The sequence below is a fragment of the Streptomyces sp. NPDC030222 genome, assembly GCF_055573115.1.
This window is the reverse complement of the sequence record NZ_JBVICA010000018.1, coordinates 1-24373: the sequence shown is the minus strand read 5'-3', so window position 1 is coordinate 24373 and position 24373 is coordinate 1. Positions and strand designations below refer to the sequence as shown.

26 protein-coding genes and 1 rRNA gene are annotated in these 24373 nt (G+C 68.9%); 13 read left to right on the top strand and 14 right to left on the bottom strand.

Annotated elements, in window-relative coordinates:
• Positions 1 to 5: 5 nt before the first annotated feature.
• On the top strand, positions 6 to 782 hold the full coding sequence (pstB, locus tag ACZ4Z5_RS23970; RefSeq protein ID WP_468265998.1) for a phosphate ABC transporter ATP-binding protein PstB: 777 nt from the start codon (positions 6 to 8) through the stop codon (positions 780 to 782).
• A 298-nt stretch (positions 783 to 1080) separates the two neighbouring features.
• Here the strand turns inward: pstB and ACZ4Z5_RS23965 are convergent, their stop codons facing one another.
• Together ACZ4Z5_RS23965 and ACZ4Z5_RS23960 are read right to left on the bottom strand one after the other, a co-directional pair.
• Positions 1081 to 2079 (bottom strand): inorganic phosphate transporter, encoded by a 999-nt coding sequence (locus ACZ4Z5_RS23965; protein ID WP_468265996.1) that lies wholly within the window; start codon positions 2077 to 2079, stop codon positions 1081 to 1083.
• Between the two features lie 5 nt (positions 2080 to 2084).
• On the bottom strand, positions 2085 to 2705 hold the full coding sequence (locus ACZ4Z5_RS23960) for a DUF47 domain-containing protein (RefSeq protein ID WP_468265994.1): 621 nt from the start codon (positions 2703 to 2705) through the stop codon (positions 2085 to 2087).
• Positions 2706 to 2928: 223 nt separating this feature from the next.
• Here ACZ4Z5_RS23960 and ACZ4Z5_RS23955 point away from each other — a divergent pair, with 223 nt between their 5' ends.
• Positions 2929 to 3282, top strand: a complete 354-nt coding sequence (locus tag ACZ4Z5_RS23955) for a metal-sensitive transcriptional regulator (RefSeq protein WP_468265992.1) — start codon at positions 2929 to 2931, stop codon at positions 3280 to 3282.
• Between the two features lie 124 nt (positions 3283 to 3406).
• Here ACZ4Z5_RS23955 and ACZ4Z5_RS23950 read toward each other — a convergent pair whose 3' ends face one another.
• Positions 3407 to 3622 carry a hypothetical protein gene (locus ACZ4Z5_RS23950; RefSeq protein WP_468265990.1) on the bottom strand — a complete coding sequence of 72 codons (216 nt, stop codon included), beginning with the start codon at positions 3620 to 3622 and terminating at the stop codon, positions 3407 to 3409.
• 141 nt (positions 3623 to 3763) lie between these two features.
• A complete protein-coding gene (locus ACZ4Z5_RS23945; RefSeq protein ID WP_468265988.1) occupies positions 3764 to 4591 on the bottom strand; it encodes an SCO4651 family lipoprotein in 828 nt (275 codons plus the stop codon).
• A 129-nt stretch (positions 4592 to 4720) separates the two neighbouring features.
• On the opposite strand from ACZ4Z5_RS23945, the gene ACZ4Z5_RS23940 reads away from it, so the two are divergent.
• The gene (locus ACZ4Z5_RS23940; RefSeq protein ID WP_468265986.1) at positions 4721 to 4909 is read left to right on the top strand and encodes a hypothetical protein; all 189 of its coding nucleotides are present in this window, start codon (positions 4721 to 4723) and stop codon (positions 4907 to 4909) included.
• 327 nt (positions 4910 to 5236) lie between these two features.
• Positions 5237 to 6787, top strand: a complete 1551-nt coding sequence (locus ACZ4Z5_RS23935; protein WP_468265984.1) for an FAD-binding oxidoreductase — start codon at positions 5237 to 5239, stop codon at positions 6785 to 6787.
• Between the two features lie 57 nt (positions 6788 to 6844).
• Here ACZ4Z5_RS23935 and ACZ4Z5_RS23930 read toward each other — a convergent pair whose 3' ends face one another.
• The 4 genes from ACZ4Z5_RS23930 to ACZ4Z5_RS23915 form a co-directional block, all read right to left on the bottom strand.
• Positions 6845 to 7552, bottom strand: coding sequence for a phosphatase PAP2 family protein (locus ACZ4Z5_RS23930; protein WP_468266235.1), 708 nt, complete (start codon positions 7550 to 7552; stop codon positions 6845 to 6847).
• A gap of 239 nt (positions 7553 to 7791) precedes the next feature.
• A complete protein-coding gene (locus ACZ4Z5_RS23925) occupies positions 7792 to 8829 on the bottom strand; it encodes a C40 family peptidase (RefSeq protein ID WP_468265982.1) in 1038 nt (345 codons plus the stop codon).
• A 60-nt stretch (positions 8830 to 8889) separates the two neighbouring features.
• The gene (locus ACZ4Z5_RS23920; protein WP_468265980.1) at positions 8890 to 10596 is read right to left on the bottom strand and encodes a serine/threonine-protein kinase; all 1707 of its coding nucleotides are present in this window, start codon (positions 10594 to 10596) and stop codon (positions 8890 to 8892) included.
• A gap of 56 nt (positions 10597 to 10652) precedes the next feature.
• Positions 10653 to 11129 (bottom strand): ATP-binding protein, encoded by a 477-nt coding sequence (locus tag ACZ4Z5_RS23915; protein ID WP_468265978.1) that lies wholly within the window; start codon positions 11127 to 11129, stop codon positions 10653 to 10655.
• A gap of 159 nt (positions 11130 to 11288) precedes the next feature.
• Here ACZ4Z5_RS23915 and ACZ4Z5_RS23910 point away from each other — a divergent pair, with 159 nt between their 5' ends.
• From ACZ4Z5_RS23910 to ACZ4Z5_RS23900, 3 genes are all read left to right on the top strand, one after another.
• Positions 11289 to 12140: a DUF5753 domain-containing protein gene (locus ACZ4Z5_RS23910; protein WP_468265976.1), complete on the top strand. Its 852-nt coding sequence runs from the start codon at positions 11289 to 11291 to the stop codon at positions 12138 to 12140.
• A gap of 6 nt (positions 12141 to 12146) precedes the next feature.
• Positions 12147 to 12491, top strand: a complete 345-nt coding sequence (locus ACZ4Z5_RS23905; protein ID WP_468265974.1) for a DUF397 domain-containing protein — start codon at positions 12147 to 12149, stop codon at positions 12489 to 12491.
• Positions 12492 to 12603: 112 nt separating this feature from the next.
• Positions 12604 to 12738, top strand: a complete 135-nt coding sequence (locus ACZ4Z5_RS23900; RefSeq protein WP_468265972.1) for a hypothetical protein — start codon at positions 12604 to 12606, stop codon at positions 12736 to 12738.
• A gap of 98 nt (positions 12739 to 12836) precedes the next feature.
• Here ACZ4Z5_RS23900 and ACZ4Z5_RS23895 read toward each other — a convergent pair whose 3' ends face one another.
• The 4 genes from ACZ4Z5_RS23895 to ACZ4Z5_RS23880 form a co-directional block, all read right to left on the bottom strand.
• Positions 12837 to 13412, bottom strand: coding sequence for a VanZ family protein (locus ACZ4Z5_RS23895; RefSeq protein ID WP_468265970.1), 576 nt, complete (start codon positions 13410 to 13412; stop codon positions 12837 to 12839).
• Positions 13413 to 14207: 795 nt separating this feature from the next.
• Complete coding sequence (locus ACZ4Z5_RS23890; protein ID WP_468265968.1) at positions 14208 to 14378, bottom strand: hypothetical protein; 171 nt, start codon at positions 14376 to 14378, stop codon at positions 14208 to 14210.
• 13 nt (positions 14379 to 14391) lie between these two features.
• Positions 14392 to 15105 carry a hypothetical protein gene (locus ACZ4Z5_RS23885; RefSeq protein WP_468265966.1) on the bottom strand — a complete coding sequence of 238 codons (714 nt, stop codon included), beginning with the start codon at positions 15103 to 15105 and terminating at the stop codon, positions 14392 to 14394.
• A gap of 457 nt (positions 15106 to 15562) precedes the next feature.
• A complete protein-coding gene (locus tag ACZ4Z5_RS23880) occupies positions 15563 to 15751 on the bottom strand; it encodes a hypothetical protein (RefSeq protein ID WP_468265964.1) in 189 nt (62 codons plus the stop codon).
• Positions 15752 to 16253: 502 nt separating this feature from the next.
• On the opposite strand from ACZ4Z5_RS23880, the gene ACZ4Z5_RS23875 reads away from it, so the two are divergent.
• From ACZ4Z5_RS23875 to ACZ4Z5_RS23850, 6 genes are all read left to right on the top strand, one after another.
• Positions 16254 to 16562: a hypothetical protein gene (locus tag ACZ4Z5_RS23875; RefSeq protein WP_345037657.1), complete on the top strand. Its 309-nt coding sequence runs from the start codon at positions 16254 to 16256 to the stop codon at positions 16560 to 16562.
• A 183-nt stretch (positions 16563 to 16745) separates the two neighbouring features.
• Positions 16746 to 17576 carry a DUF8175 domain-containg protein gene (locus tag ACZ4Z5_RS23870; RefSeq protein ID WP_468265962.1) on the top strand — a complete coding sequence of 277 codons (831 nt, stop codon included), beginning with the start codon at positions 16746 to 16748 and terminating at the stop codon, positions 17574 to 17576.
• Complete coding sequence (locus ACZ4Z5_RS23865) at positions 17566 to 18885, top strand: hypothetical protein (protein ID WP_468265960.1); 1320 nt, start codon at positions 17566 to 17568, stop codon at positions 18883 to 18885. The genes ACZ4Z5_RS23870 and ACZ4Z5_RS23865 overlap by 11 nt, the downstream gene beginning before the upstream one ends.
• Positions 18882 to 20432: an SCO6880 family protein gene (locus ACZ4Z5_RS23860; RefSeq protein WP_468265958.1), complete on the top strand. Its 1551-nt coding sequence runs from the start codon at positions 18882 to 18884 to the stop codon at positions 20430 to 20432. Before ACZ4Z5_RS23865 ends, ACZ4Z5_RS23860 begins: the two co-directional genes overlap by 4 nt.
• Positions 20433 to 20449: 17 nt before the next feature.
• Positions 20450 to 21868 (top strand): ATP-binding protein, encoded by a 1419-nt coding sequence (locus ACZ4Z5_RS23855; RefSeq protein ID WP_468265956.1) that lies wholly within the window; start codon positions 20450 to 20452, stop codon positions 21866 to 21868.
• Position 21869: 1 nt separating this feature from the next.
• A complete protein-coding gene (locus tag ACZ4Z5_RS23850; RefSeq protein WP_468265954.1) occupies positions 21870 to 23594 on the top strand; it encodes a type VI secretion protein in 1725 nt (574 codons plus the stop codon).
• Positions 23595 to 23598: 4 nt separating this feature from the next.
• Here ACZ4Z5_RS23850 and ACZ4Z5_RS23845 read toward each other — a convergent pair whose 3' ends face one another.
• The gene (locus tag ACZ4Z5_RS23845; RefSeq protein WP_468265952.1) at positions 23599 to 24210 is read right to left on the bottom strand and encodes a GNAT family N-acetyltransferase; all 612 of its coding nucleotides are present in this window, start codon (positions 24208 to 24210) and stop codon (positions 23599 to 23601) included.
• Between the two features lie 70 nt (positions 24211 to 24280).
• A 5S ribosomal RNA gene (gene rrf / locus ACZ4Z5_RS23840) occupies positions 24281 to 24373 on the bottom strand; the annotation flags it as partial.

The following is a 24373-nucleotide window of genomic DNA, read 5'->3' as shown; positions in this document are numbered from 1 at the left end:
GTGAAATGGCCAAGCGAATCGACGTCAGCGGCCTGACCGCCTACTACGGCTCCCACAAGGCCATCGAGGACATCTCGATGACCGTGGAGCCCCGCTCCGTGACCGCCTTCATCGGCCCGTCCGGCTGCGGCAAGTCCACCTTCCTGCGCACCCTGAACCGTATGCACGAGGTCACCCCCGGCGGCCGCGTCGAGGGCAAGGTGATGCTGGACGACGAGAACCTGTACGGCTCGAACGTCGACCCCGTCGCCGTCCGCCGCACCGTCGGCATGGTGTTCCAGCGCCCCAACCCCTTCCCGACCATGTCGATCTACGACAACGTCGCGGCGGGCCTGCGCCTGAACGGCAAGTACCGGAAGAGCGAGCTGAACGACGTCGTCGAGCGCTCGCTGAAGGGCGCCAACCTCTGGAACGAGGTCAAGGACCGGCTGAACAAGCCCGGCTCCGGCCTCTCCGGCGGTCAGCAGCAGCGTCTCTGCATCGCCCGCGCGATCGCGGTCGAGCCGCAGGTCCTGCTGATGGACGAGCCCTGCTCCGCCCTCGACCCGATCTCCACCCTCGCCATCGAGGACCTGATCGGTGAGCTGAAGGAGCGCTTCACGATCGTCATCGTGACGCACAACATGCAGCAGGCGGCCCGTGTCTCCGACCGCACCGCGTTCTTCAACCTCGCGGCGGTCGGCCAGCCCGGCCGGCTGATCGAGATCGACGAGACCGAGCGCATCTTCTCCAACCCGTCCGTCCAGGCGACCGAGGACTACATCTCCGGCCGCTTCGGCTGACCGTCGCCCCCCGGAACTGCCTGCGGTGCTGCATGGCGGTGCCACCGCACGGCAGATGGGCCCGCCCCCAACCAGGGGGCGGGCCCATCCTTCGTCTGCGCCCCGCCACGGCTTCCGCCTCGCGCGGCAGGGCGACTTGGGGTGGGACGCTTACTTGGACTCGACTCGTCCCACCGGGTCGGGACCGGTCGTCATTGCCTCGCAGCCGCAACGACCCGGGGCCTGGGGGCTCACCCCAGTTTCGGGAAGGGGCGGGTCAGGGGAGAAGCCACCAGGCCTCAGCCGAACGCGCCGCGCCTCAGCCGAACGCCAGGTTCACGACACCGAACGCCGCCGCCGCGACCAACGCCGCCGCCGGCATCGTGATGAACCACCCGAGGACGATGTTCTTCGCGACACCCCACCGCACGGCCTGGACCCGCTTGGTCGCCCCCACGCCCATGATCGCCGAGGTGATGACGTGCGTCGTGGAGATCGGCGCCTGGAACAGGAACGACGCCGTGTACATCACGGACGCCGCCGTCGTCTCGGACGCGAACCCCTGCGGAGGGTCGAGCTCGATGATCCGGCGGCCCAGCGTCCGCATGATCCGCCAGCCACCCGCGTACGTACCGAGCGACAGCATCACCGCGCAGGCGATCTTCACCCAGGTCGGGATCGGTGCACCGGCGTCCTCGACGTCGGCGATGACGAGGGCCATGACCACGATGCCCATGGTCTTCTGCGCGTCCTGCAGACCGTGACCGAGCGCCATGCCCGCCGCCGAGACGGTCTGCGCTATACGGAAGTGCCGCTTCGTCCGGCCCGGGTGGGCGCGCCGGAACATCCACAGGATCCCGGCCATGACCAGATAGCCGAGCAGCAGGCCGACGACCGGCGACACGAACATCGGGATGATGACCTTGTCGACCACCCCGGACCAGATCACCTCGGTCCCGCCGGCCAGCGCCGCACCCACCATGCCGCCGAACAGCGCGTGCGAGGACGACGAGGGCAGCCCGAAGTACCAGGTGATGAGGTTCCACACGATCGCGCCGATCAGCGCGGCGAAGAGGATGCCCATGCCCCGGTCGCCGGTCGGCGTCTCGATCAGCCCCTCGCTGACGGTCTTGGCGACGCCACTGCCCAGGAAGGCACCCGCGAGGTTCATCACCGCGGCCATCACCAGGGCGGCCCGCGGAGTGAGGGCCCGCGTCGACACGGACGTCGCGATCGCGTTCGCGGAATCGTGGAATCCGTTGGTGTAGGTGAAGCCGAGCGCGACCGCGATGGTCACGACCAGGGCGAAGGTGTCCACGAAGCTCAGGACTCCTTGACCGCGATGGTCTCCACGGTGTTGGCGACGTGCTCGAACGCGTCGGCCGCCTCCTCCAGCACATCGACGATCTGCTTCAGCTTCAGCACCTCGATCGCGTCGTACTTGCCGTTGAAGAGGTGCGCGAGCAGCCTGCGGTGGATCTGGTCGGCCTGGTTCTCGAGCCGGTTGACCTCGATCCAGTACTCCGTGAGGTTGTCCATGGTGCGCAGGTGCGGCATCGCCTCGGCGGTCAGCTCGGCCGCCCGGGCCAGCACCTCGATCTGCTGCTCGACGCCCTTGGGGAGTTCCTCGATGTTGTAGAGGACGACCAGGTCGACGGCCTCCTCCATGAAGTCCATGATGTCGTCGAGGGACGACGCGAGGGAGTAGATGTCCTCACGGTCGAACGGCGTGATGAACGAGGAGTTCAGCTGGTGGAAGATCGCATGCGTGGCGTCGTCCCCCGCGTGCTCCGCCGCCCGCATCCGTTCGGCGATCTCGGTCCGGCCGGCGCTGTCAGCCCCGAGCAGTTCCATCAGGAGCTTGGAGCCCGTGACGATGTTGTCCGCGGATGCGGCGAACATGTCGTAGAAGCTCGTCTCCCTGGGGGTCAGACGAAATCGCACGTGTGGTCCTCGGGGTGCATGGGTTTCGGACAGGCTGATGGTAGGTGCATCCTCCGGCCGCGGCTAACCGGCAAGACCCCAGTGTCGCCCATCGGACACCGTGATCGGCACGGGCCCCCGCCCGCCTTCGGGCGATTCGTTACCATATACCCACGAGGGGTATCGGCCACCCTGCGGGCGGTGACCGCGGAACGGCAGAGCAGGACCTGAACGGGAGGACCCGATGACCACCAGCGAGACCGCCGCCACGACGACACCGATCGGAACGCCCGCCGCCTCCGGGCACGACGCGGGGGTGCACGGATACCACAAGCAGAAGGACGAGCACCTCAAGCGGCTGCGCCGGATCGAGGGCCAGATCCGCGGCCTCCAGCGGCTCGTCGACGAGGACACGTACTGCATCGACATACTCACCCAGGTGTCGGCGAGCACCAAGGCGCTCCAGTCGTTCGCCCTCCAGCTCCTGGAGGAGCACCTGCGTCACTGCGTCGCCGACGCCGCGGTCAAGGGCGGAGCCGAGATCGACGCGAAGGTCGAGGAAGCCACCAAGGCGATCGCCCGTCTGCTGCGCACCTGACACGTACAGGCTCCTGTCACCACATGCACGGGGGCGCACCCGGCCCGGCCGGGCACGCCCCCCGACGACACCCCGACGACACCCCGACGGCATCCCGACAGCACCCCAACCCGTCGGCGACGGCTCAGCGCTGCCGTGCCCGGCCCTCCTCGTCACCAGCCGTCGGCCCGTCCGGCGCAGGCCGCGCCGCCACGACGTTCAGCACCTCGTCGATACGGTCCGGACTCAGCCGGTCCTCGAGCGCGTCCGCTGCCGCGATCATCAGCTCACCGCACAGCTCGATCTCGGCAAGGGCCACGTAGTCGGGGTCCTGGAGTGTCGTACTGCTCGGCGGAGCCACGCGCTTTACCCCTTCCTCCCGTCGTCGGTATTCAGCCTAGGGAGCGGAATACGGACCGCGCATGGCACGGACGGACCATTTGCCGCATGGTCAAAGTCCGACTCTTGCGGTATTGGGCCGCCGCGGGTGGCCGGGAGCCGCCTACTGCTGGATCCGCCCCGCGTAGATGTCGCCGTCGGCCGGCAGCCGCACCGTCACCGGGGCCCCGAAGGCGTACAGCAGGGTGGTCGACGCGACCTCGACCGTCCGCCCGTCGTTGGTGAAGCTGAACTCGTACCGCACCTTGCGCAGCCGCCCCTGGTCGTCGAGGTACGCGTCGAACGGCACGCTGTCCTCGACGAACCCCCGCGCCGCGGCGCTCAGTGATCCCCTGGCATGCTTTCCGGCCATTCCCGCGGCCAGCGCGATCTCCGCCACTCCCCGGAAGTGGCGCACCCTCGTCCCGGCCAGTTCGGTACGCCCCACGTACCTCACCGACCGGGCGCCGCGCAGCAGTTCCGCGGCGGCGAGCGGGTCGGTCGCCCCGCCCGTGAGCAGGTTCCCGTCCGCGAGGGTCGTGACGTCCACCCGCACCCACTTGTCGGAGGGCACGCCCGCACCGCGGTTCTTCATGTAGAGGGCGCCCGGGGTCAGCAGCTCGGTGATGGGCCGGTGCTCGTCCTCGCCCGCCGGGTCCGGGGGCAGCACCACCTTCAGCTCGCCCATGCGCCGGACGAAGTCGTAGCCGCCCTCGCCCCGGATGGTCAGCCGGGTCCCGCCGGCCGCCATCTCCATGGCGGTACGCGCCTTCGCGCTGCCCGCGCCGATGAGCACGTCCGCCGACCTGCGCACGGTGTCCACGGGATCGCCGGTCCCGTGGTCCTCCACGGGGGTGTGGTCGCCCGTGCATCCCGTGGTCACCAGCAGCCCGGCCACAGCGGCAACCGCCAGGACCCCGCCCCTGTTCCTGTGCCGCCGCTGCACCACCATCGCCCGCCAATCCCCAACGCCAGTACGCCGCCAGTTCCCAGAGCCGCACCCGTCCCGAATAACGACTGCGTCCAGCCGTCGTCACGCAGCGCAGGAACCTTCCGCCGTGGTTGCCGGTACCGTTGGGGCGTGCGACAGCAGGACCTTTCCGGCGGGACCGACCCGGCTCCCCACCGCACCGCCACCGTGGAACGCGGCGCGTTCTGCCTGGCGCGCTGCACCTGCGGCTGGTCCGGCCCCGCCCGGCGCTCCCGCGACCGCGCCCGCACGGACGCGGCGACGCACTCGACCGCCGACGTGCCGGGCACGGCCGACTGAGTCGAACCTGCGGCCGGACCGACCACGGAACCGGCGGCCGAACCCCGACGGAACCCACGGCGGAGCGCTCGGCGAGGCCCGCGGCTGTCACGCCGTCGACGCGTCGTCGGCGGCATCCCATCCGGGGCTCAGGGCATCCGACCCCGGCCGGCCTCGACCGAAGCCGACGCGCCCCGGCCGAATCCAGCGCGCCCCGCCCCCTGATCCGACGCGCCCCGGCCGAACCGAACCCAACCCGCCCACCACCCGCAACGCGCCGAACCCGGACCCGACGCACCCGCACGGAACCCCGGCCGCCACCATGCCGTCTCCCCGTCGGGAGGACACATGAACCGGCGTACCTTGCTCACTTCGGGGGCCGCACTCGCGGCGACACTGACCGCCGCCGCGACAGCGGCCCGCGGCGTACCCCTCACCACTCGGACCGTGGCCCGCTCCGGCCCGGCGGCATCGGCCGCCGCGTGGCGGGCCCTGTCCCGCGGACTCGACGGAAGACTCGTCAGGCCGGGCGACGCCGATTACGCCACCGCCCGTCAGCTCTACAACACCCGCTTCGACGGGCTGAAGCCGGCCGGCGTCGCGTACGTCGAGCACGCCGGCGACATCAGGACGTGCCTGGAGTTCGCCCGCCGGCACCCCGACATCGCCAAGGTCGCCATCCGCAACGGCGGCCATTCCTACGGCGGATGGTCCAGCGGCGACGGCCGGCTCGTCATCGACGTGTCACGGCTCGCCAAGGTCGGCGGCGACGGCACGATCGGCGCGGGCGCGAAACTGATCGACGTCTACCAGGGACTCGCCCACCACGGCCGCACAATCCCGGCCGGTTCCTGCCCGACCGTCGGCGTCTCCGGGCTCACCCTCGGCGGCGGCCACGGCGTCGCCTCCCGGGCCTACGGCCTGACGTGCGACAGCCTCACCTCCGCGACCCTCGTCACCGCCGACGGCCGGACGCTGACCGCCTCGGCCGAGGAGAACACCGAACTGTTCTGGGCGCTGCGCGGCGCGGGCAACGGCAACTTCGGCGTCGTCACCGAGCTGAAGTTCCGCACGCACCCGGCGCCCGCCGCCGTGACCGCGTACCTCACCTGGCCGTGGGCGAAGGCCCAGGCCGTCGTCGCGGCCTGGCAGCAGTGGGGCCCCTCCCAGCCGGACGAGATCTGGTCGTCGCTGCACCTGTCCGCCGCCGCCGGCGGGCGCACGCCCGGTGTGAGCGTGTCGGCGTTCTCCCTCGGCACGTACGACGACCTGCAGAACGCCGTCGACCGGCTCGCGTCCCTCGTCGGTGCCCCGGCCCGGTCGGTGACCCTGCGCCGCCGGACCTACCAGCAGGCCATGCTCGTCTACGCGGGCTGCGCCGGCTTCAGCGACGAGCAGTGCCACCTGCCGGGCCGCACCCCCGGCCGCACCGAGCAGGGCAAGCTGAACCGCGAGACGTACGCGGCCCGTTCGGACTTCTTCGACCGGGCGCTCTCCGCGGACGGCATCCGCGGACTGCTCGCCCAGGTGGAACGTTTCACCCGGATCACCTCGGCGCAGGGCGGGGGCGGCGGCTCCGTCGCACTGACCGCGCTGGGCGGCGCGGTGAACCGGGTCGACCCCAAGGCCACGGCGTTCGTGCACCGCAGGTCCCGCATGCTGGCCCAGTACATAGCGTCCTGGCGCGCGGGCGACTCCGGCTCGGCCCAGCAGGGGTGGCTGAACGGCGCACACGCGGCGATGCGCCGGCACGCGTCGGGCGCCGCGTACCAGAACTACCCCGACCCGTCCCTGGCCGACTGGCGCAAGGCGTACTACGGCGACGCCGCCGACCGGCTGGTGCGGCTGAAGCGCCAGTACGACCCGACGCGGCTCTTCGACTACGCGCAGGCGCTGTAGGGACGGCCGTCCGGGTGCGGGAGCACCCCGCGCGGCCCGCCCGACGGGACCTCCGGTTCAGGCCGCGAGGTCCCGCTCGCCGTCCCCGCCGGGCACCGATCCCGGCAGGCCCAGGGGACGCTCCACGATCTCCCGCATCCTGCGCGACCGTACGACCCGGCCCACCCGCGGGGAACGCGCCACGGCCGACACCAGCGGGGTCAGCAGCGCCGCCGCGAGCGGTGCCAGGAGCAACACGACGGCCGTGCCGAGCGCGAACCCCCCGATCACATCGGTGGGGTAGTGCACGCCCATGTAGACCCGGCAGAAGCCCTCAAGGAAGGCGAGTCCGATCGCCGCGAGCCCGAACTTCTTGTTGGCGACGAAGAGTCCGACAGCCATCGCCATCGCGATGGTGGCGTGGTCGCTGACGAAGGAGTAGTCGGTCTTCCCGTCGACGAGGACTTCCAGCCCCTTGTGGTCGAGGAACGGCCGCGGCCGCTCGACGAACCCGCGGATCGGGACGTTGACCAGGACGGCGAGCCCGGCGGCCAGCGGCGCCCAGACCAGACCGGCGACCGACGTCACCGCCGTCGCCGTGTCCTCGCGCCGGCGGACGCTCCACCAGCACCACAGGGTGACCAGGATCAGGCCGAGCAGGATCCCGTACTCACCGACGAACTCCATGACCCGGTCGAACCAGGTGGGCGCCGACCGGGCGAGTCCGTTGATGTCGTAGAGCAGGCCGACGTCGGGGTTCGACGTTCCCCATGACGACTGTGCCAGGGGGAAGGGGAAACCCACTGCGAGTTCAGGTCCAGCCATTGCTGCGGCCCCTTGCCTTGTTGCCTGCCGGCGCACGCCCGTGTGCACCGCTTCCGCGAACCCCCGTGGTCAGGTCTGCGATCAGTGCTACTTGTCCAGTACCAGGAAACGCCCGGTGAGACGACGACGTTCCGCTCTCCACCGAATGATCACGGACGTTATCGAAGAGATATCGGTTCCCGCAGCTCAGGGCCTCTGCCTTACGGAGAGTTCCGGCCATCGGCGGCCCCGCCGCCGCCCCGCCGCGGCAGCGCCGCCGCCCCGTCCTTGGTGACCCGCGTCGCGCCGAAGTAGTCCGGGGTGTCGATCTTGTCGAACCGGATGACCGCCCCGGTGTACGGCGCGTTGATCATGTACCCGCCGCCCACGTACAGCCCGACGTGCCGGATCGCCCGCGAGTCGGTGAGATCGTCCGAGAAGAACACGAGGTCACCGGGCAACAGCTCGTCCCGCTTGGGGTGCGGCCCCGCGTTGTACTGGTCGTTGGCGACGCGCGGCAGATCGATCCCGACGGTCTGGTACGCGGCCTGCGTCAGCCCCGAACAGTCGAACCGCCCGCCCTCCTCCGGCCGCCCCTCGCCGCCCCACAGGTACGGCGTCCCCAGCTTCTGCTGCGCGAAGTAGATCGCCCCGGCCGCCTGCCGGGAGGGCTGCACCCGGCCCACGGGGCGGGCGAAGCTCTTCTCGAGGGTGCGGATCGTCTTCACGTAGTTCTGCGTCTCGCGGTACGGGGGCACCCCGCCGTACTTGATGACTGCGTACGCACCGGCGTTGTAGGCGGCGAGCATGTTGCTGGTGGCGTCGCCGGGAACCTTCTTCACGTAGCCGGCGAGCTCACAGTCGTACGACGCCGCCGAAGGGATGGCATCCGCCGGGTCCAGGATGTTGCGGTCACCGTCGCCGTCACCGTCGATACCATGCGTCGCCCATGTGCCGGGGATGAACTGGGCGATGCCCCTGGCGTCCGCAGGACTCTTCGCCTCTGGGTCCCAGCCGCTTTCCTGGTACAGCTGGGCGGCCAGCAGCGCGGGGTTTATGGCCGGGCACAGGTTGCCCCACTTCTGCACCAGCGCCTGGTACGCGGCGGGTACGGCACCCTTGGCGAGCCCGACGGTCCTGCCACCACCGGTGGCCCCGAAGATCCCCGCCGCAGCGGAGTACGTGCCCACGACCAGCAGTGCGACGAAGCACAGGCAGAGCCCTATCCCGACCCCCGAGGCAACCCAGACTTTGCGCACCCCTCAACCATCCCCCAAACAAGGACGGTTCACCGCCGGTTTCGCGGCGAACCCGCCGTGCTACTTCACCTGAAAGCCGCTGCACATGATGCTCGAGTAGTCCGTGGGGCTGCCCTTGACGTGGTAGAAGACCACCGTCCAGTCTCCAGGGTCGTTCTGCACCGGAATGGCCTCCCCGGGCTTACCCCGGAAGTAGCTCTTGAAGTCATCGGGGTAGGTCAACTCCACATCGTCTCCCGAAGGCCACTTGGAGAAGATGTCCACCGGCTTGCTCGTGAAGCCGACCTGCTTGTTGTCCGTCAGCAAGTTCTCATACGGCTTGCCCGTCTCATGGTCGATCTCGTGCGGGGCCTTGACCGCGACCGACACGTAGTACGGATTGGGCCGCTCCCTCTTGAGGTCCGCGTACTTGATGCGCATCGAGATCTTCACCCGGTCCCTGACATATGGCAGGGAGTCGTCGTCGGCGTTCCTGACCGAGACCTGGAACTCACCGGGCTGGTCCTCCAGCCTCTCGATGTCCGACCCGGGGTACAAGCTGCACTCGCCGATGCCATGCGATGCCGTGCCCTCGTCCTTGGAAAGTCGCCAGTACTCGCGCGAGATGCGGTTGCCCTCGATATGATCGGGGACCTTCTGGGGAGCGGCCTTGGGTTTCGATGACGACCGTGCGCCGTCGCGAGCCTGTGAGCCCGTGCCGGCTTCGCCCGCGCCGTCCGGCAGCAGCTTGACCGCGACCGCCACCGTCACCCCGATGACCACCCCCACCGCAGCCGCGACCATCCACGGCGTCACCTTCCGCTGCGGGCGCTCCCGCTGCACCGCAGGCGCGTAGGTCGGGACGTACCCGAGGCCCGGCCCGGCGGTCGGCAGGTCGTGCGTCGCCGACGCGGTGCGCTGCGGCTGCGTCGGCACGGTCTCCGCGAGGCCGGCGAGCGGCTGGTAGTACGGATCCTCCACCAGCGCCGTGTCGACGGCGCAGCGTGCGATGACCTCCGCGAGGGAGGGCCGTTCCGCCGGGTCCTTCGCGACGCACGCCCGGATCAGCTCGGCCAGCCCCGGCTCGACGCCCTCGACGTCGATGTCCTCGTGGACGGCCCGGTACGACACGGCGTCCATCGGCCCCGTTCCGAACGGCGGCCGCCCGGTCGCCGCGTAGGCCATCGTCGCGCCGAGCGCGAAGACGTCCGCCGCCGGACCGACCTGATTGCGCATCAGCACCTCGGGCGCGGTGAACCCGGGCGTGCCCGGCGCCATGCCGGTACGGGTCAGCCCGGTGTCCGCCGCGCCCTTCGCGATGCCGAAGTCGATGAGCTGCGGCCCCTGCTGCGACAGGATGACGTTCTGCGGCTTGAAGTCCCGGTGCGTCACCCCGTACGCGTGCACGCTCCCCAGGGCCTCGGCGAGCGCCGCGAAGAGCCGCCGCGCGCTGGCGGCCGGGAACGCCCCGCCCTCGGCCAGCGCGCCACTGAGCGTGGGCCCGGAGACGTACTCCGTGGCGAGCCAGTAGGGCGCGGTCTCCAGCGACGCGTCGATCAGGTTGGCGGTGTACGCGCTGCGGACCGCCCGTACGGTCTCCGCCTCGCGCCGGAAGCGGGCCAGCGCCTCGGGGTGGTCGACGATCTCGTCCTTGATGACCTTGATCGCGACCAGCCGCCCGCCCGGCGACCTCCCGAGATACACCTGCCCCATGCCACCGGCACCGAGCCGGGCGAGGAGCGTGTGGGTTCCGATCTGTACGGGGTCCTGAGCCCTGAGCGCATCCACCACTTGACGATGTCACGACGACTCCTTGTGCGTGCACCGGGGTGACCCCTTCGTGATCAATCCTGCCCGCACTCCACCCACAGCAGCTTCCCGCCGCCCTCGCCGAGCAGCCCGCCCCCGCCGAGCGGATACGCCCCCCAGTTGTCCGCACAGTGCTCCACGAGGAACAGTCCGCGCCCGTGTTCGTCGTCGTCACCCGGTCGGGGGGTCGCGCTCCCGCGGAACGGAGGCGGGATCTCGGGGTTTCCGTCCCACACGCTGACCCGCAGCCGCCCGGGTTCCATGGCGCGCAGCCGGATCGCGTACGGGCCGTCGGAGTACAGGTAGGCGTTGGTGACGAGTTCGCTCGCGAGGAGTTCGGCGGTGGCGGCCAGCCCGGTCAGGCCGTGCGTGTCCAGGACCGCCCGGAGCGTCGTCCGCGCGACTCCCGGTGCGCGTGGGTCCTGGGGAAGCTGGAGGGTGTACGCCCAAGGCGGCGTTACGGTGAAGGTCACGGAAGTCTCCGCTCGGGGAGGCGAGTTGCGAATGGTCATGCAATGCCTGGTGGCTCTGCCGATCCGTCGACCGGTGCGCTTCCAGGCGGGTGGCCTGGGTCACACGCTATGAGCTTCCATGGAATGCATTCCACGAATTCCAGGGAATGCAGTCCATAAACCCTCGTGTGGGTGACGACTCGACAGGGAAGGTGACCGATGCCGCCGACCGGAACTCCGACCGCCCGCCGACAGCGCCTCGGCACCGAGTTGCGTCGCCTGCGCGAGCGCGCCGGGATGACCGCCACGGCCGCGGCCACGCTGCTGGGCGCCAACCAGGCCCGCATCAGCAACATCGAGGCGGGTCGCTACGGCGTGAGCGCCGATCGGGTCCGCACCCTTGCCTGCCACTACGAGTGCGGCGACAAGGAGCTGGTCGAGGCACTCGCCGCGATGACCGGCGAACGCCGACGCGGCTGGTGGGAGGAGTACCGGGAGATCCTGCCGGCCGGCGTGCTCGACCTGGCCGAACTGGAGCATCACGGCCACCGGCTTCGCACCGCCCACATCGCCAATCTGCCAGGCCTGCTCCAGACAGCGGACCACGCCCGAGCGGTGTTCAGGCAGGTCGTGCCGGCGCTGTCACCGCCCGAGGTGGAGCACCGGCTGTCCTTCCGCATCAAACGGCAGGCCGTCCTCTTCCGGGACCACGCCGCACCGTACCTGGCGGTCGTTCACGAAGCGGGTCTGCGTATGCAGTTCGGAGGGCGGAACGTGGCACGCGCCCAGTTGGAGCACCTGCTGGCCATGAGCGAGCACGAGCACGTCACGATCGCGGTCATTCCCTTCGCCGCCGAGGCGTTTGCCGGTTCCGGGCAGCCCCTCTACTACGTGCACGGCCCTGTGCCCCAGCTCGACACCGTGCAGCTCGACCAGTCCCACGGGCCCGTGCTGCTCGACGCCGAGGCTCAGCTCGAGAAGTACCGCCAGGTTCTGGCGCGGCTGGAAGCCATGGCGCTCGACCCGGCGGACACCCGGAACCTCATCCACCACATCCTCCGAGACATGTGAGGCCCCATGCCGACGCCCATATGGCAGAAGTCGTCCTACTGCGGCGAAGGAGAGTCGTGCCTGTACGTCTCCCGCAACGCCGACCGCCAGGTTCTCCTCACCGAAAGCAGTGACCCCACGGGCGCGATACTCACCCTCGCTCCCGCGACCTGGACGGCCTGGACAGAGGCCATCAAGGCGGGGGCGACCAGCGCCGCGGGCGTCACCGTGGAGACGGACGGGACCGACACTCTCCGTATTCGCGCCGACCACGCGCCCACCGTCACGACCGACTCCGTCAAGTGGTCAACTTTCGTACTGGGCGTGAAGGAAGGTGAGTTCGACCACATTGCCGCTCCAGAGGCACCCTGAGGTAAGTGGTCTGAACCAGCAGTGGTTACGCTGTGTCATGCAGCCCAGAGGCTGAACAGCCCCTCCCACGACCACGGCGGGGCAAGCACCACGAGCACCACAGGAGAACAAGGTGGGGAACAACGTGCGCCACAGCGGAGACGCCGGAGGAGCAGTGGCCGCCGTCGCGGTCATCGCGCTGATCGCGATTGCCGTCGTGGCCATCGGGTACGTCCTCTTCGCACAGGGGGGCCAGTCGAGTCTCTGACACTCGCTCAATCCTCACGCGCCGCCGCCGGATCCCCTTCCGACGGCGGCGTCGTCGTGTGCGCCCGGCACGCACCTCGACGGGAGTGGCTCCATTGATCAAGTTGATCGAGAATGACGGGGCCCGATGGGAGCGGAAATTCCGAGCAAACGCTTCGCAAGCATTGGAAATATGCTGCCGACGAGTCCACCAAGCGTGTTGAAAAGGACGTCATCCACATCCACCACCCGACCAGCAGCCATGGCGAACTGCACAACCTCGATGGCCACACTGAACAAGGCACACGCCATAGTGGTCTTCCAAACGGAAGGGCGCGCCGCCGCGAACATCATCAAGGAGGCCAGAGGAACAAACATTGCAGCATTGGCGATCTGCAGCCGGAGGATCATATCCCGTTCCTCCGGGAATAGGAACTGTGCAGAATCTGCCTCCCACAGCCCCTCACCGGGCATCCACCAAATGGTGTACCCGCTCGAACCGATCGGTTGCATCGGCGCGATCGTCGCAAAAAGAACGACAATCGTCCACGCAATCAGCAGGACTCGGATGACAGCCGGGAAGGAGCCACCACGGTCGCTGACGGACCACCGGGAAGCAATCAATGACAAGGCCATGACCACAGCAACAGAAATTGCCACTGTTGCCGGGCCGACATAGAGAATCACTTGCCACATGACTACTTCCCCAGCCGGGATTCGATGAACATTGTCCAAGCAACACTGGCCGGAGCCGCGCCATGCACAGTTCCGGCCAGCAGGTCACCACCGAGGGTCACCCCGGTCAGTCGCACCACCACTTCGTCACGTACGTAGTGCCCTCGTACTCCATGAGCCCGCGGATACATTCGCCAGGTTCGGTGTCGAATCATACCGCGGAGAGTGGCCACGTCATTCTCCGTGTGCTTGTAACCAAACCATCCCGGAAAGGCCGTGATCTTGTCATTCTCCGCTGATAGCCCAGCCCGACAGTGATCCGGCCCGAGGCATTGTGCCGATCGTAAGAGACTCGGAAATCCCCCTTCTTACCGATCGGACCACGAATACAGAGGCTGCCGTTGCTGAGTTCACCGCAACCCGCCACGTTCGCGCTCGCGGCGGGAAGTCGGGCACACCTGATCCGAACATGACGAGAGAGCCCGTTAGCCCCCGACTCTCGCAATCTTCACAATTTTCCTCGAGCACTGATAAAGCAGCGGTCCTCAACCCGATAGGATCGCCTTACGGATTTGAGTCCCCAGTGGTCAATATGCCCATATCACCGGGGGCTCCCTCGACTCGCCGGCGCCCGGATGCCAGCTGACCATCTACTCCACGTCTCGCATCCTCTGCGCCGTCGCCCCCCAGGCAAGCATGGCAGAAGGGGCCTCTTCCCTCACACGTGAAGAGACCCCTTTGGAATGCCGCAGGGAGAAATCCAAGTGGGAAACGCCTTCAGCTTACGTCCCCACTATGCCCACCGAATGGCTGTTCTTATTCGCTGCCGACGGTGCGCTTGTGCCGGTGAATGACAAAGGCCAGAACGCCGGTCAAAGCAGCGAACCAGACGGCAAGTTCCACTCCGCCGAATCGCTTACCAAGGAAGAACAGGACCGCCAAGAAAACGATGATGATCGGGATGATCTTTACGGCGAGCGATTTCATTTATCATTTCCCCTTAGACACCGCTTTGGAAGGTGACCCTGCCGCCGCCGTGGATGGTCGTGTTCACGTACGGGTACATTGTGGAATAGCAACCGTACTTGAGAACGCACAGCTCCACCTTGCGCTTCATCTTGCTGGTGGCCTGGCGGGCCGGAGTGGCGGTCCTGCTGTCGACGATACGCCGGTCGCCAATGTTCACGATTTCCGTGTTGTTCGTGAAGTCGTCGTCGCGGAAGCGCCAGGAACGGACCTTGCCCCCCTTGAGGTAAGCCTCGGCCCAGGTGTGGTACTTGAAGATGACGCCGCCCGTGTAAGCACGGTGGGTGTGGACGACATGCGTCATCTTCCACTTGCCACCCCGGAACGCCTCAGGGTCTCCCGGCTCAGCCGGACCGTCACCACCCTCGGCCGGCAGCGTGACCTCTCCAGGCTGCGGCCTTCCCTTCAGGTGGGAGGGAGGCACGATGTCGGCAAGCTCTTCCGCAGACATCGGTTCGCCATTGCTCGAAGAAACAGCTTGCCCCTTGTCTGTGAATTCCACCTCCTTGACGGTGACCTCGGCCGGCCGCGTCGGGTCCGGCACCACCGAGGCAAGTTCGGGAATTGAACGGATGAGATCAACATCTGCCTGCGTCCACGTCCCGTCCCCATGCCTCTGAAGAGCAGCCGCCACCGCAGGGTCCCGGCCGTTATCTGCGGCCTGGGCCGAGGGGCTGAGTGTCGTCAAGAGCGCAGCCGCTGCCACTACACCGACGGCTGCAGTATTCCATGCTGAACGTGTACCAGAAGTAAACAAGTTTCCCCCTCAATCAATATGTGGAGGTGATCGTCGGTGAACTCCCGATTGGTCAGAAAGGGGTTACCCGCCCTCCGTGTAACTGCCCTAAACCTATGAGTAACCGAGTGTGTTTAAAAGTTCTTTGAGGAACATCAGAGCTTCCGCGTGTGGATTTAGCCATAGCCTGTTCGGCTGTTGGTCCTGATTTGCCCCTGCGGAAGCCTCAATTCCCCATGAAGCGTCGAGTGCGCCATGCCGCTACGCACGGCGGCATACACGTTGCCGGGCAGGGGAGGACTCAATGGGCTCGGCCTTGGCCTTGGGGATGGCTTGAAGTATTGATCAGAAACTCATGGGCTGCTCGGCCCCCCGAGCACCTGGTGCACCCCGACCGGCTTGCCACGGGTCATGACCAGCGCCTCCCGCCCCGCCCGGCCTGCCACTTCGCCCACCACGTGTCGACCGCCTTCAGCGACACCCCGAACGCCGCCGCCACGTCCTCACGGTCCCGTCCCGCCACCAGAGCTGCCACCGCCCGCAGGGCCCCCTGCACCGACGGCGACAGATGCCGCGCGTCCCCCACCAAGTCGCTCACGCCCGCCCAACAACCCAGAACCCAAACCGTTTCTGATCAATATGGATTGAGCGCCCCACCAGGCAACGGCAGCAACCCTCCGATGACTGCGCAGATATACGGAGCGGAGGCCCGGCGAACAGACACCATCCCCGACAGTTCGCCGCTCGGGGCCGGCCACGATCGGGACGGCAAGCTGCTGCGGTAGCGACACGCCTTCGCCGGGTCACGTGATGGCGGCGGCGCTGCCGTATGCCGATGCCGCGTGTCCACACTCGCCCCAAGGGTGCTCCAACGACAGTCGTTGCCCACGGTCACCCTCCGTGGTACACAGAGTGATCATGCGGGTGGCCGTCATCCCCGGACCGCCGCAGGTCAGCGCGGTGCGACCGACCCCACACGGGGAAGGGGGCAAAGAGAGCCGCCAAGTCGGCCTAAGAATGCGGTTTCATCAGGGAAGATAGAACGTGACCCGTGCCATGGGGGCAGGGGTCCGAACAACCCAACAGGGGCGGTGAGTTACATGAACCTGGCAGCCGAGAAGGGCGACATCACCACGATCATCGGCGGGATCGCTCCGAACTGGGGGCCCTTCGGAAGCCTCGGCAATGAGGCGCGCGTGATGATCGAGGTGGTGATGGCGGTCGCCATCCTCATCTGCCTCGGCATCGCCGTGTGGGGTGCGGCCAAACAGCGCATCGGCGCCACCGCATTGAGGGACACGTTCAGCGCCGAACAGGGCAAGGGTCTCATCGTGGCGGGTCTGACGGGCGTCTTCATCATCGGATCCCTGGGCACGCTCTTCACCATCGTGTACGGGATGGCCGTCTGACCCTCCGGGTCGGCCGCCCAGGTCCCGTCGTCCACCCCGACACCATCCGTCCGTCGTGCCCACCGACAGAGGTTGCGTTTCCCTGATGTCGACTCACCACACCGCGCCCGCACGGAATCCGGCACGGCTACCGTCGTACTACTACTGCGCGCAAGAGCGAGGGGCTGAGGGGGCGTACGCGGCATGAGTCCCGACGACGAACACGCGGACGAGACGTTCGGCGGCACGGGCCAGACCCGTACCCGGCTGCCCGAGAGCCACCACAGCGAGATCTACGGCGGAGCCCGGCGCCCCGCCCGGAACTCCCGCTCACTCATCACGGTGGTCGCCGTCGTCGTCCTCCTCGTCGCCGCGATCGCCTTCGCGAACCGGGGGCCGGGCAGCGACACGGCCTCCAACGCCGGCGCGGACCGACCCCAGGCCGACTCCACCGCGGCGACGGGCGTCCGCCCTGTGAAGGCCCTCACGGACGGCATCCCCTCGGGCTACGCCCAGGACGAGCAGGGGGCGCAGAGCGCGGCAGCGAATTACGCGGTGGCGCTGGGGTCGGACGGCATGTTCAACGCGGAACGCCGCCACGCGATCGTGAACCAGGTGTACGCACCCGACGTGGCAGTTGCCCGCCAAGGGGACCTCGACAAGCTGTACTCAGGCAAGGACTTCCTCACCAGAATCGGCCTCAGCCCTGACGGCAGCGCACCGAAGGGCCAGATCTTCATCTCGCGGTCCAACCCGGCGGGCGCCCGAGTCGAGCGATTCAGCGGCGACACGGCAAGCGTGGCTGTCTGGTACTCCGCCCTGTTCGGCCTCGCCGGTGAGGGGTCGAAGAACCCCGTATCCGAGAGTTGGTACACCAACACCTTCGAGCTGAAGTGGGTCAATGGGGACTGGAAGGTCACGAACTTCTCGCAGAAGGACGGGCCGGCGCCTGTGAGCCGTGACCAGAGGGCGTCGACAGCCGAAGAGATGGCCGAGGCTGTGAAGCAGTTCGGAGGGTTCACGTATGCGCGCTAGCCGCCCGAGGGCTCTCGCTGCCGCGGCGACAAGCCTTCCCGTGACAATCCTGCTCGCAGCACAGGCGTGGGCGGCGCCCACACCCACGCCTACTCCCACTTCCAGCAACAACCCCTGCGACCTCATCCGCGGTCCCGCCCGCGACTACTGCGAAAACGGCGACAGCACCCGGACCCCCACCCGCTCCCCCTCCGACCTCGCCCCCGCCGACAGCCTCGACCCCCTCAGCTCCCTCGCCAAGGGGTGTGCCGATGCCGGGGCGTGGATCGTGGGGAAGCTGTCCGAGGCCGTGAAGGCGACGTCGGACGTGGACTTCACGAATCCCCAGTTCCTGAAGCAGTACGCGATCGTCTTCGCCGCCGCGACGTTCCTGACGCTGGTGCTGTGGCTGCTGGCCGTGGCGAAGAGGGCCATCCGGGGCGTGCCGCTCACCACCGCGCTGTCCGAGGCGATCGGGTTCCTCTGGCTGACCGTCCTGGCGTCCGCGTTCACGCCGCTCGTCCTGTACACCGTCGTGTCGGCGACCGACGGGGTCACGGAGATCATCGCGAGCGGGACCGGAAGCCAGACGGACGTGTTCTTCGGGTCCTTCGCGGAGGCCCTGAAGAAGGGCGAGGGCATCGGCGGCGGACCGATCATGCTGATCGTCGTGTCGCTGGTGACCGTGCTCGCCGCCGGCGTCCTCTGCCTGGAACTGGTGATCAGGGCCGCACTCCTCTACGTGGGCGCGCTGCTCGGCACCATCGTCTACGCGGGCCTCGTCGACAAGAACATGTGGGGCCACGTCCGCCGCTGGGCGGGCATCATGATCGCGGTCATCCTCGTCAAGCCGGTCATCGTGATCGTGCTCGGCCTCGCCGGTGCGCTGGCGACGGAGGAGGGACCGACCGCCCTCTCCGCCGTGGTGTCCGGCCTGGCGATCATCCTGCTCGCCATCTTCGCGTCGGCGATGATCTACCGCTTCGTACCGGGCTTCGGCGACGAGATCGCCGCGGCCCGCACGAACCGCAAGCAGGCCACCGACGGCGCCCAGGCCGCGGCCGTCATCAGCTCGCCCGCCGCGCTCGTCTCCCAGGGCATCAAGACGCACAGCAGCCGCAGTCACGACCGTTCCGGCGGCGGGGGGTCGGCCCGCCCCGCCGAGGCGATGTCCGGCGGCATGGCGGCCCACAGCAGCCGCGGTTCGTCCGGGGGCGGAGGCGGCGGTGCCGTGTCCGCGCCCGCCCCGCGGAGCGCCGGCCCGGCCGGCGGCACCCCGCACAGCTCCCGCAGCACCGGTAACAACAGCACAGGAGGTGGAGGGCGTTGACGACGCAGTCCCCGACCATCGCGCCCCGCCGCACGTATCTCATCGGCCGGGCCCGGCCGAATGCGATCGTCGGCAAGAACCGCGAGACCGGCGAGATCGCCCTGATCATCGCCGGCGCGTTCCTCGGCATGATGAGCGGGCTGCTGGTCCCCCTTCTGTCGCTGCGCATCGTCCTGCTGACCGGCTTCCCGATGCTCGCCCTCGCGGCCGTGTACGTGCCGTACAAGCAGCGCACCTTCTACAAGTGGTTCGAGATCAACCGCTCGTACAAGCGCACCCTGCGCAGCGGGACGACGTACCGTTCCGGCGCCATGGAGGCCGGCACCCGCTCCGACGGGCGCGAGGTGGAGATCGGGCCGCCGCCCGGCATCGGGCGGATCACCTGGCTCGCCGCGCCGTTCGGACCCGACGAGATCGCCGTGCTGCTGCACGCCGACCGGCGGACCGTCACCGCCGCCATCGAGATCGAGGGGCCCGGCGTCGGCCTGCGCGACAGCGAGGACCAGGAGGCCCTCGTCGACCGGTTCGGCACGCTGCTCAAGCACGTCGCGAACGGCGACGGGTTCGTGACCCGCCTCCAGATGCTCGCCCGTACCCTCCCCGCCGACCCCGACGCCCACGCCAAGGACGTCGCCCAGCGCGGCGACGCACACGCGCCGACCTGGCTCCAGGACTCCTACGACCAGCTCCAGTCGATGGTGTCCACGTCCAGCGAGCAGCACCGCGCCTACCTCGTCGCCTGTATGCACTACAGCCGCGACCTGGCCGCCGAGGCCCACGCCATGGCCCGCGCCGCCCGGCCCCACGGGGGCCGCAAACTGGACCGCGACGCCGGACTCGCCGTCGTCATGGCCCGCGAGCTCACCGACATCTGCGCCCGCCTCGCCGAGGCCGACATCCGCGTCCGCCAGCCCCTCGGCCAGGGCCGGCTGGCCTCCCTCGTGCACTCCATGTACGACCCGGACCACCCCATCGACCACATCCAGGCCATGAGCAGGCGCAACGCCTGGCCCGCAGAACTCGACGCGGTCGAACCGACCTACCTCCAGGCGAAGACCCGCGAGTCGTCGACCCGCCAGCCTTGGTGCCACGCCACCGCATGGGTGAAGGAATGGCCGATGACCCCCGTCGGCGTCAACTTCCTGGCCCCGCTCCTCGTCCACACCCCGGACGTGATCCGCACGGTCGCCGTCTGCATGGACCTCGAACCCACCGAGGTCGCCATCGAGCGGATGCTGACGGAGAAGACCAACGACGAGGCGGAGGCCAGCCGCGCCGCCAAGATGAACCGGACGGTCGACCCGCGTGACGTCGCCGCGCACGGCAGGCTGGACCAGCGGGGTGAAGATCTCGCCAGTGGCGCGGCGGGCGTCAACCTCGTCGGGTACATCACTGTGTCGTCCCGTTCCCCCGAGGCGCTCGCCCGCGACAAGCGGACGATCCGCGCCTCCGCCGGCAAGTCGTACCTGAAGCTGGAGTGGTGCGACCGCGAGCACCACCGGGCGTTCGTGAACACCCTGCCGTTCGCCACCGGCATCCGACGCTAGAAAGGGGCAGTGCCGCCGTGCGAGATCCACTGTCCGCGCTGACGGATGCCTTCACCAGCTTCCTCTTCGGGAAGGTGGAGACCACCCGCCTGCCCGTCCGCACCTCCACGGGCCAGGCCCAGGCCGTGTACCTCCCCACGGCCGCGCCCGGACTCGGCGACTCCGGAGTCATCATCGGCCGCGAGGTCTACAGCGGCAAGGGCTACATCTACGACCCGTTCCAGCTGTACGGGCAGCAGCTCCCGGCCCCGCACTGGCTGGTCCTCGGCGAGTCCGGCAACGGCAAGTCGGCGCTGGAGAAGACGTACGTCCTGCGGCAGCTGCGGTTCCGCGACCGGCAGGTCGTGGTCCTGGACGCCCAGGGCGAGGACGGTGTCGGCGAGTGGAACCTCATCGCGCAGGAGCTGGGGATAACGCCCATCCGGCTCGACCCGACGGCCGCCCTCGACGACGGCATCCGCCTCAACCCGCTCGACCCGTCGATCACCACCACCGGTCAGCTGGCGCTGCTCCGCACGATCATCGAGGTCGCGATGGGGCACGGCCTGGACGAACGGTCCGGCTTCGCCCTGAAGGTCGCCCACGCCTACGTCAACGAGACCATCGTCGACCGGCAGCCGGTCCTCACCGACATCGTGGAGCAGCTCCGCCACCCCGAGGCCGAATCCGCCGAGGCGATGAACGTCGCCATAGACGACGTACGGGCCTGGGGCCTGGACGTCGCCCTGGTGCTGGACCGGCTCGTCGACGGTGACCTGCGCGGCATGTTCGACGGTCCGACGACCGTCGGCATCGACCTCGACGCCCCGCTCATCGTCTTCGACCTCTCCCACATCGACCGCAACAGCATCGCCATGCCGATCCTCATGGCGATCGTCGGAGTCTGGCTGGAGCACACCTGGATCCGGCCCGACCGGAAGAAGCGCATCTTCCTCGTCGAGGAGGCCTGGCACATCATCAACTCGCCGTTCGTGGCCCAGCTCTTCCAGCGGTTGCTGAAGTTCGGACGACGGCTCGGCCTGTCGTTCGTCGCGGTCGTCCACCATCTGTCGGACGTCGTGGACGGTGCGGCGGCGAAGGAGGCCGCGGCCATCCTCAAGATGGCGTCGACCCGGACGATCTACGCCCAGAAAGCGGACGAGGCGAGAGCCACCGGCCAGGTCCTCGGCCTGCCCCGATGGGCCGTCGAGATCATCCCGACGCTCACGCCGGGCATCGCGGTCTGGGACGTCAACGGCAACGTCCAAGTCGTCAAGCACCTGGTCACCGAACGGGAACGGCCATTGGTCTACACGGACCGCGCCATGACGGAGTCCTCGGGCACACCGCCGCTGTCGGAGGACGCGCTGGCCGCCGAACTCGACGCCGAACGCCGCGCGGCGCTCATGGAACAGCAGATGAACGACTCCCCGTCGTCCCGCTCGACGGTCGCCTGACATGCGCGAGGCGCGCACGACCGGGCATCGCGAGGCGTCGACCGGGACCGGAGGCATCCCCGACGGGCTCCTCGTCGGCCTGCTGGGGTTCCTCCTCGGACTGGCGCTGCTCACCTGGTCGGCGACCGGCCTGGCCGCCCTGCTGACCCACGGCGCCTGGCCGGCGGGTGTGACGTTCGCCCATACGCCCCTCGCCATACGCCACTTGGCGTCCCAGCCGCACGACATAGCAGGCGCCTGGCCGCAGGTCCCGGCGACGGAACTCTCCGGGTACGGGTTGTTCTGGGGGCTGCTCATCGGCCAGCTGATGGTCCTGCTGACGCTGACCATCGCCACGATGACCGCGATCGCCCGCCGCCGCGCCCGGAAACAGCTGTCCAGGCGCCGGGCGGCGGCCGCGGCCGGGGATCGACAGCTGGATGACGAGCCCGGTTCGGCTCCGGCTCCGGGGCGGGTTCCGGAGCAGGTTGCGGGGCCTGATGCCGTGTCTGCCACCGCTTCGGCTGCCTCCCGGTCCGCCTCCGATCGGGCAGCAGCGGACCACGAGGCTCCGTCTCGTGAGGCTCTTGCCGGAAGGGCACCTGCCGTCGGCGTACGCATGGGGAGCGACCCGTCCCGGGAAGCCGAAGCCGTCGACACCCGGGCTGCTGTCCGGCCGCAGGAATCCGTGGCGGTCACGGATGTCCCGGCCCCTTCACCCACCGCCACCGTGGCGGCCGCACCGCCCGCCACGGCCGGGCACGACACCGGGACGGCGGCCGTCCGGCAAGCGCCCGTCGTCTACGGCGGGCCGCAGACCCGGCGTCCCGCCGCCGTGGCGGCCATCAGGGTCGCGGAGGGCCCCCTCCTCGTCGTCACCTCCGATCCCTCCGTCTGGGCGGAGACGAAGGACTCCCGCGCCAAACTCGGCCCGGCCCTCGTCTACGACCCGGGCCATCTGTGCGACACGCCCGCCCGGCTCCACTGGTCGCCGACGAGCGGCTGCGAGTCCGCCGAGACCGCCGCGGCCCGCGCGGCAGCCCTGCTCGCACCGGTCCGCCCCCTGGCCCGGATCGATGCGGCGATGGCGGACACCGCCGAGACACTGCTGCGGTGCTGGCTGCACGCCGCCGCGGTGGACGGCCGCGCGTTCAAGCACGTCCATCGCTGGGCCCAGGGCGGCGGCGCCCAGGAGGCGGTACGCATCCTGCGTACGCACCCCAAGGCCGCCGCCGGGATCGCCGGACTGCTGGAGTCGGCCCTGACCGCGCACACGGAACGGCGGGACATCGCCCAGCAGTTGGTGTCCCGGGCCCTGGAGTCACTCTCCTCAGTACATATTCGGGAAGCCTGCACACCAAATCGGGCAGATTCGCTCGTCCTGGAATCATTTGTGGACGAAGGGGGAAGTCTTTACGTGGTGGGCGAAGCGATCGAGAATCCTCGGTCCCGCCCTGGTGCGATGCCCTTCCTCACCGCTCTCGTATCAAGCGTGGTCGAGCACGGCCGCCGCATGGCCGCACGGTCATCCGACGGTCGGCTCGACCCACCAATGACCCTGGTGCTGGAGGACGTCGCCGCGGTGGCACCGCTGCCCCTGCTCCCGGAGCTCCTCGCATCCGGTGAGGAACGGGGCATGCCCACGCTGGCACTCCTCCGCTCACGGGAGCAGGGCCGCGCCCGCTGGCCACAGGCATCCGCCCGGACCTCCGGCGCGGGCCGCGGCTTCGACTTCGGCCTAGGCTGATACGTCAGTCCGAGCCGGGACCGCTCGTGCCGGTCGTGCTGCTCCCACCGGTCGTCGGGGTACCGCCGTCCCGGCGGGCCACCATCTCGAACTCCTTGGACGTCACATCGCCCGGGACCGGGACGGTGGTGCCCGTCTCGACGAAGCCGGCCTTGCGGTAGAAAGCACGGGCCCGTGAGTTCGCCTCGTGCACGAACAGCCGTACCCGCTCCAACCGGGGCTGCTCCACGGACCACGCCCACTCCAGCGCCGCGGCGAACAGCCGCTGCGTCAGCCCGGTCCCTCTGAATTCCGGCCGGACGAATACCCCCACCAGATGCCCTTGGGGCATCTGGATCTTCCCCTCGAAGAAGTCGTCCTCTCCCTCACGCTCGATCAGGACGACTACGGTGCCCACCCATTCACCGTCGGCGGCCTCCGCCACGAACTGGAGGCTCTCCGTACCGTGCGAGGAGCCGGCCGCGCGTTCCTGCCACGCCATGTCCGACCGGAGGACGGCCTGTTCGAAGGTCTCAAGGTAGGCGACGGGTGCCGCCGGGTCGGACAGCGCCGCGAGCCTCAGCTCCTTGACCTTCTGCCACTCGTCCGCACGGATGGGCCGGATCACGAATTCCATGATCCGATCCTAGAACGCAAAAAGCCGCTGCCCCGGACCTTTTGAGGTCCGGGGCAGCGGCTGAATAATAGTTCGGCGGCGTCCTACTCTCCCACAGGGTCCCCCCTGCAGTACCATCGGCGCTGAAAGGCTTAGCTTCCGGGTTCGGAATGTAACCGGGCGT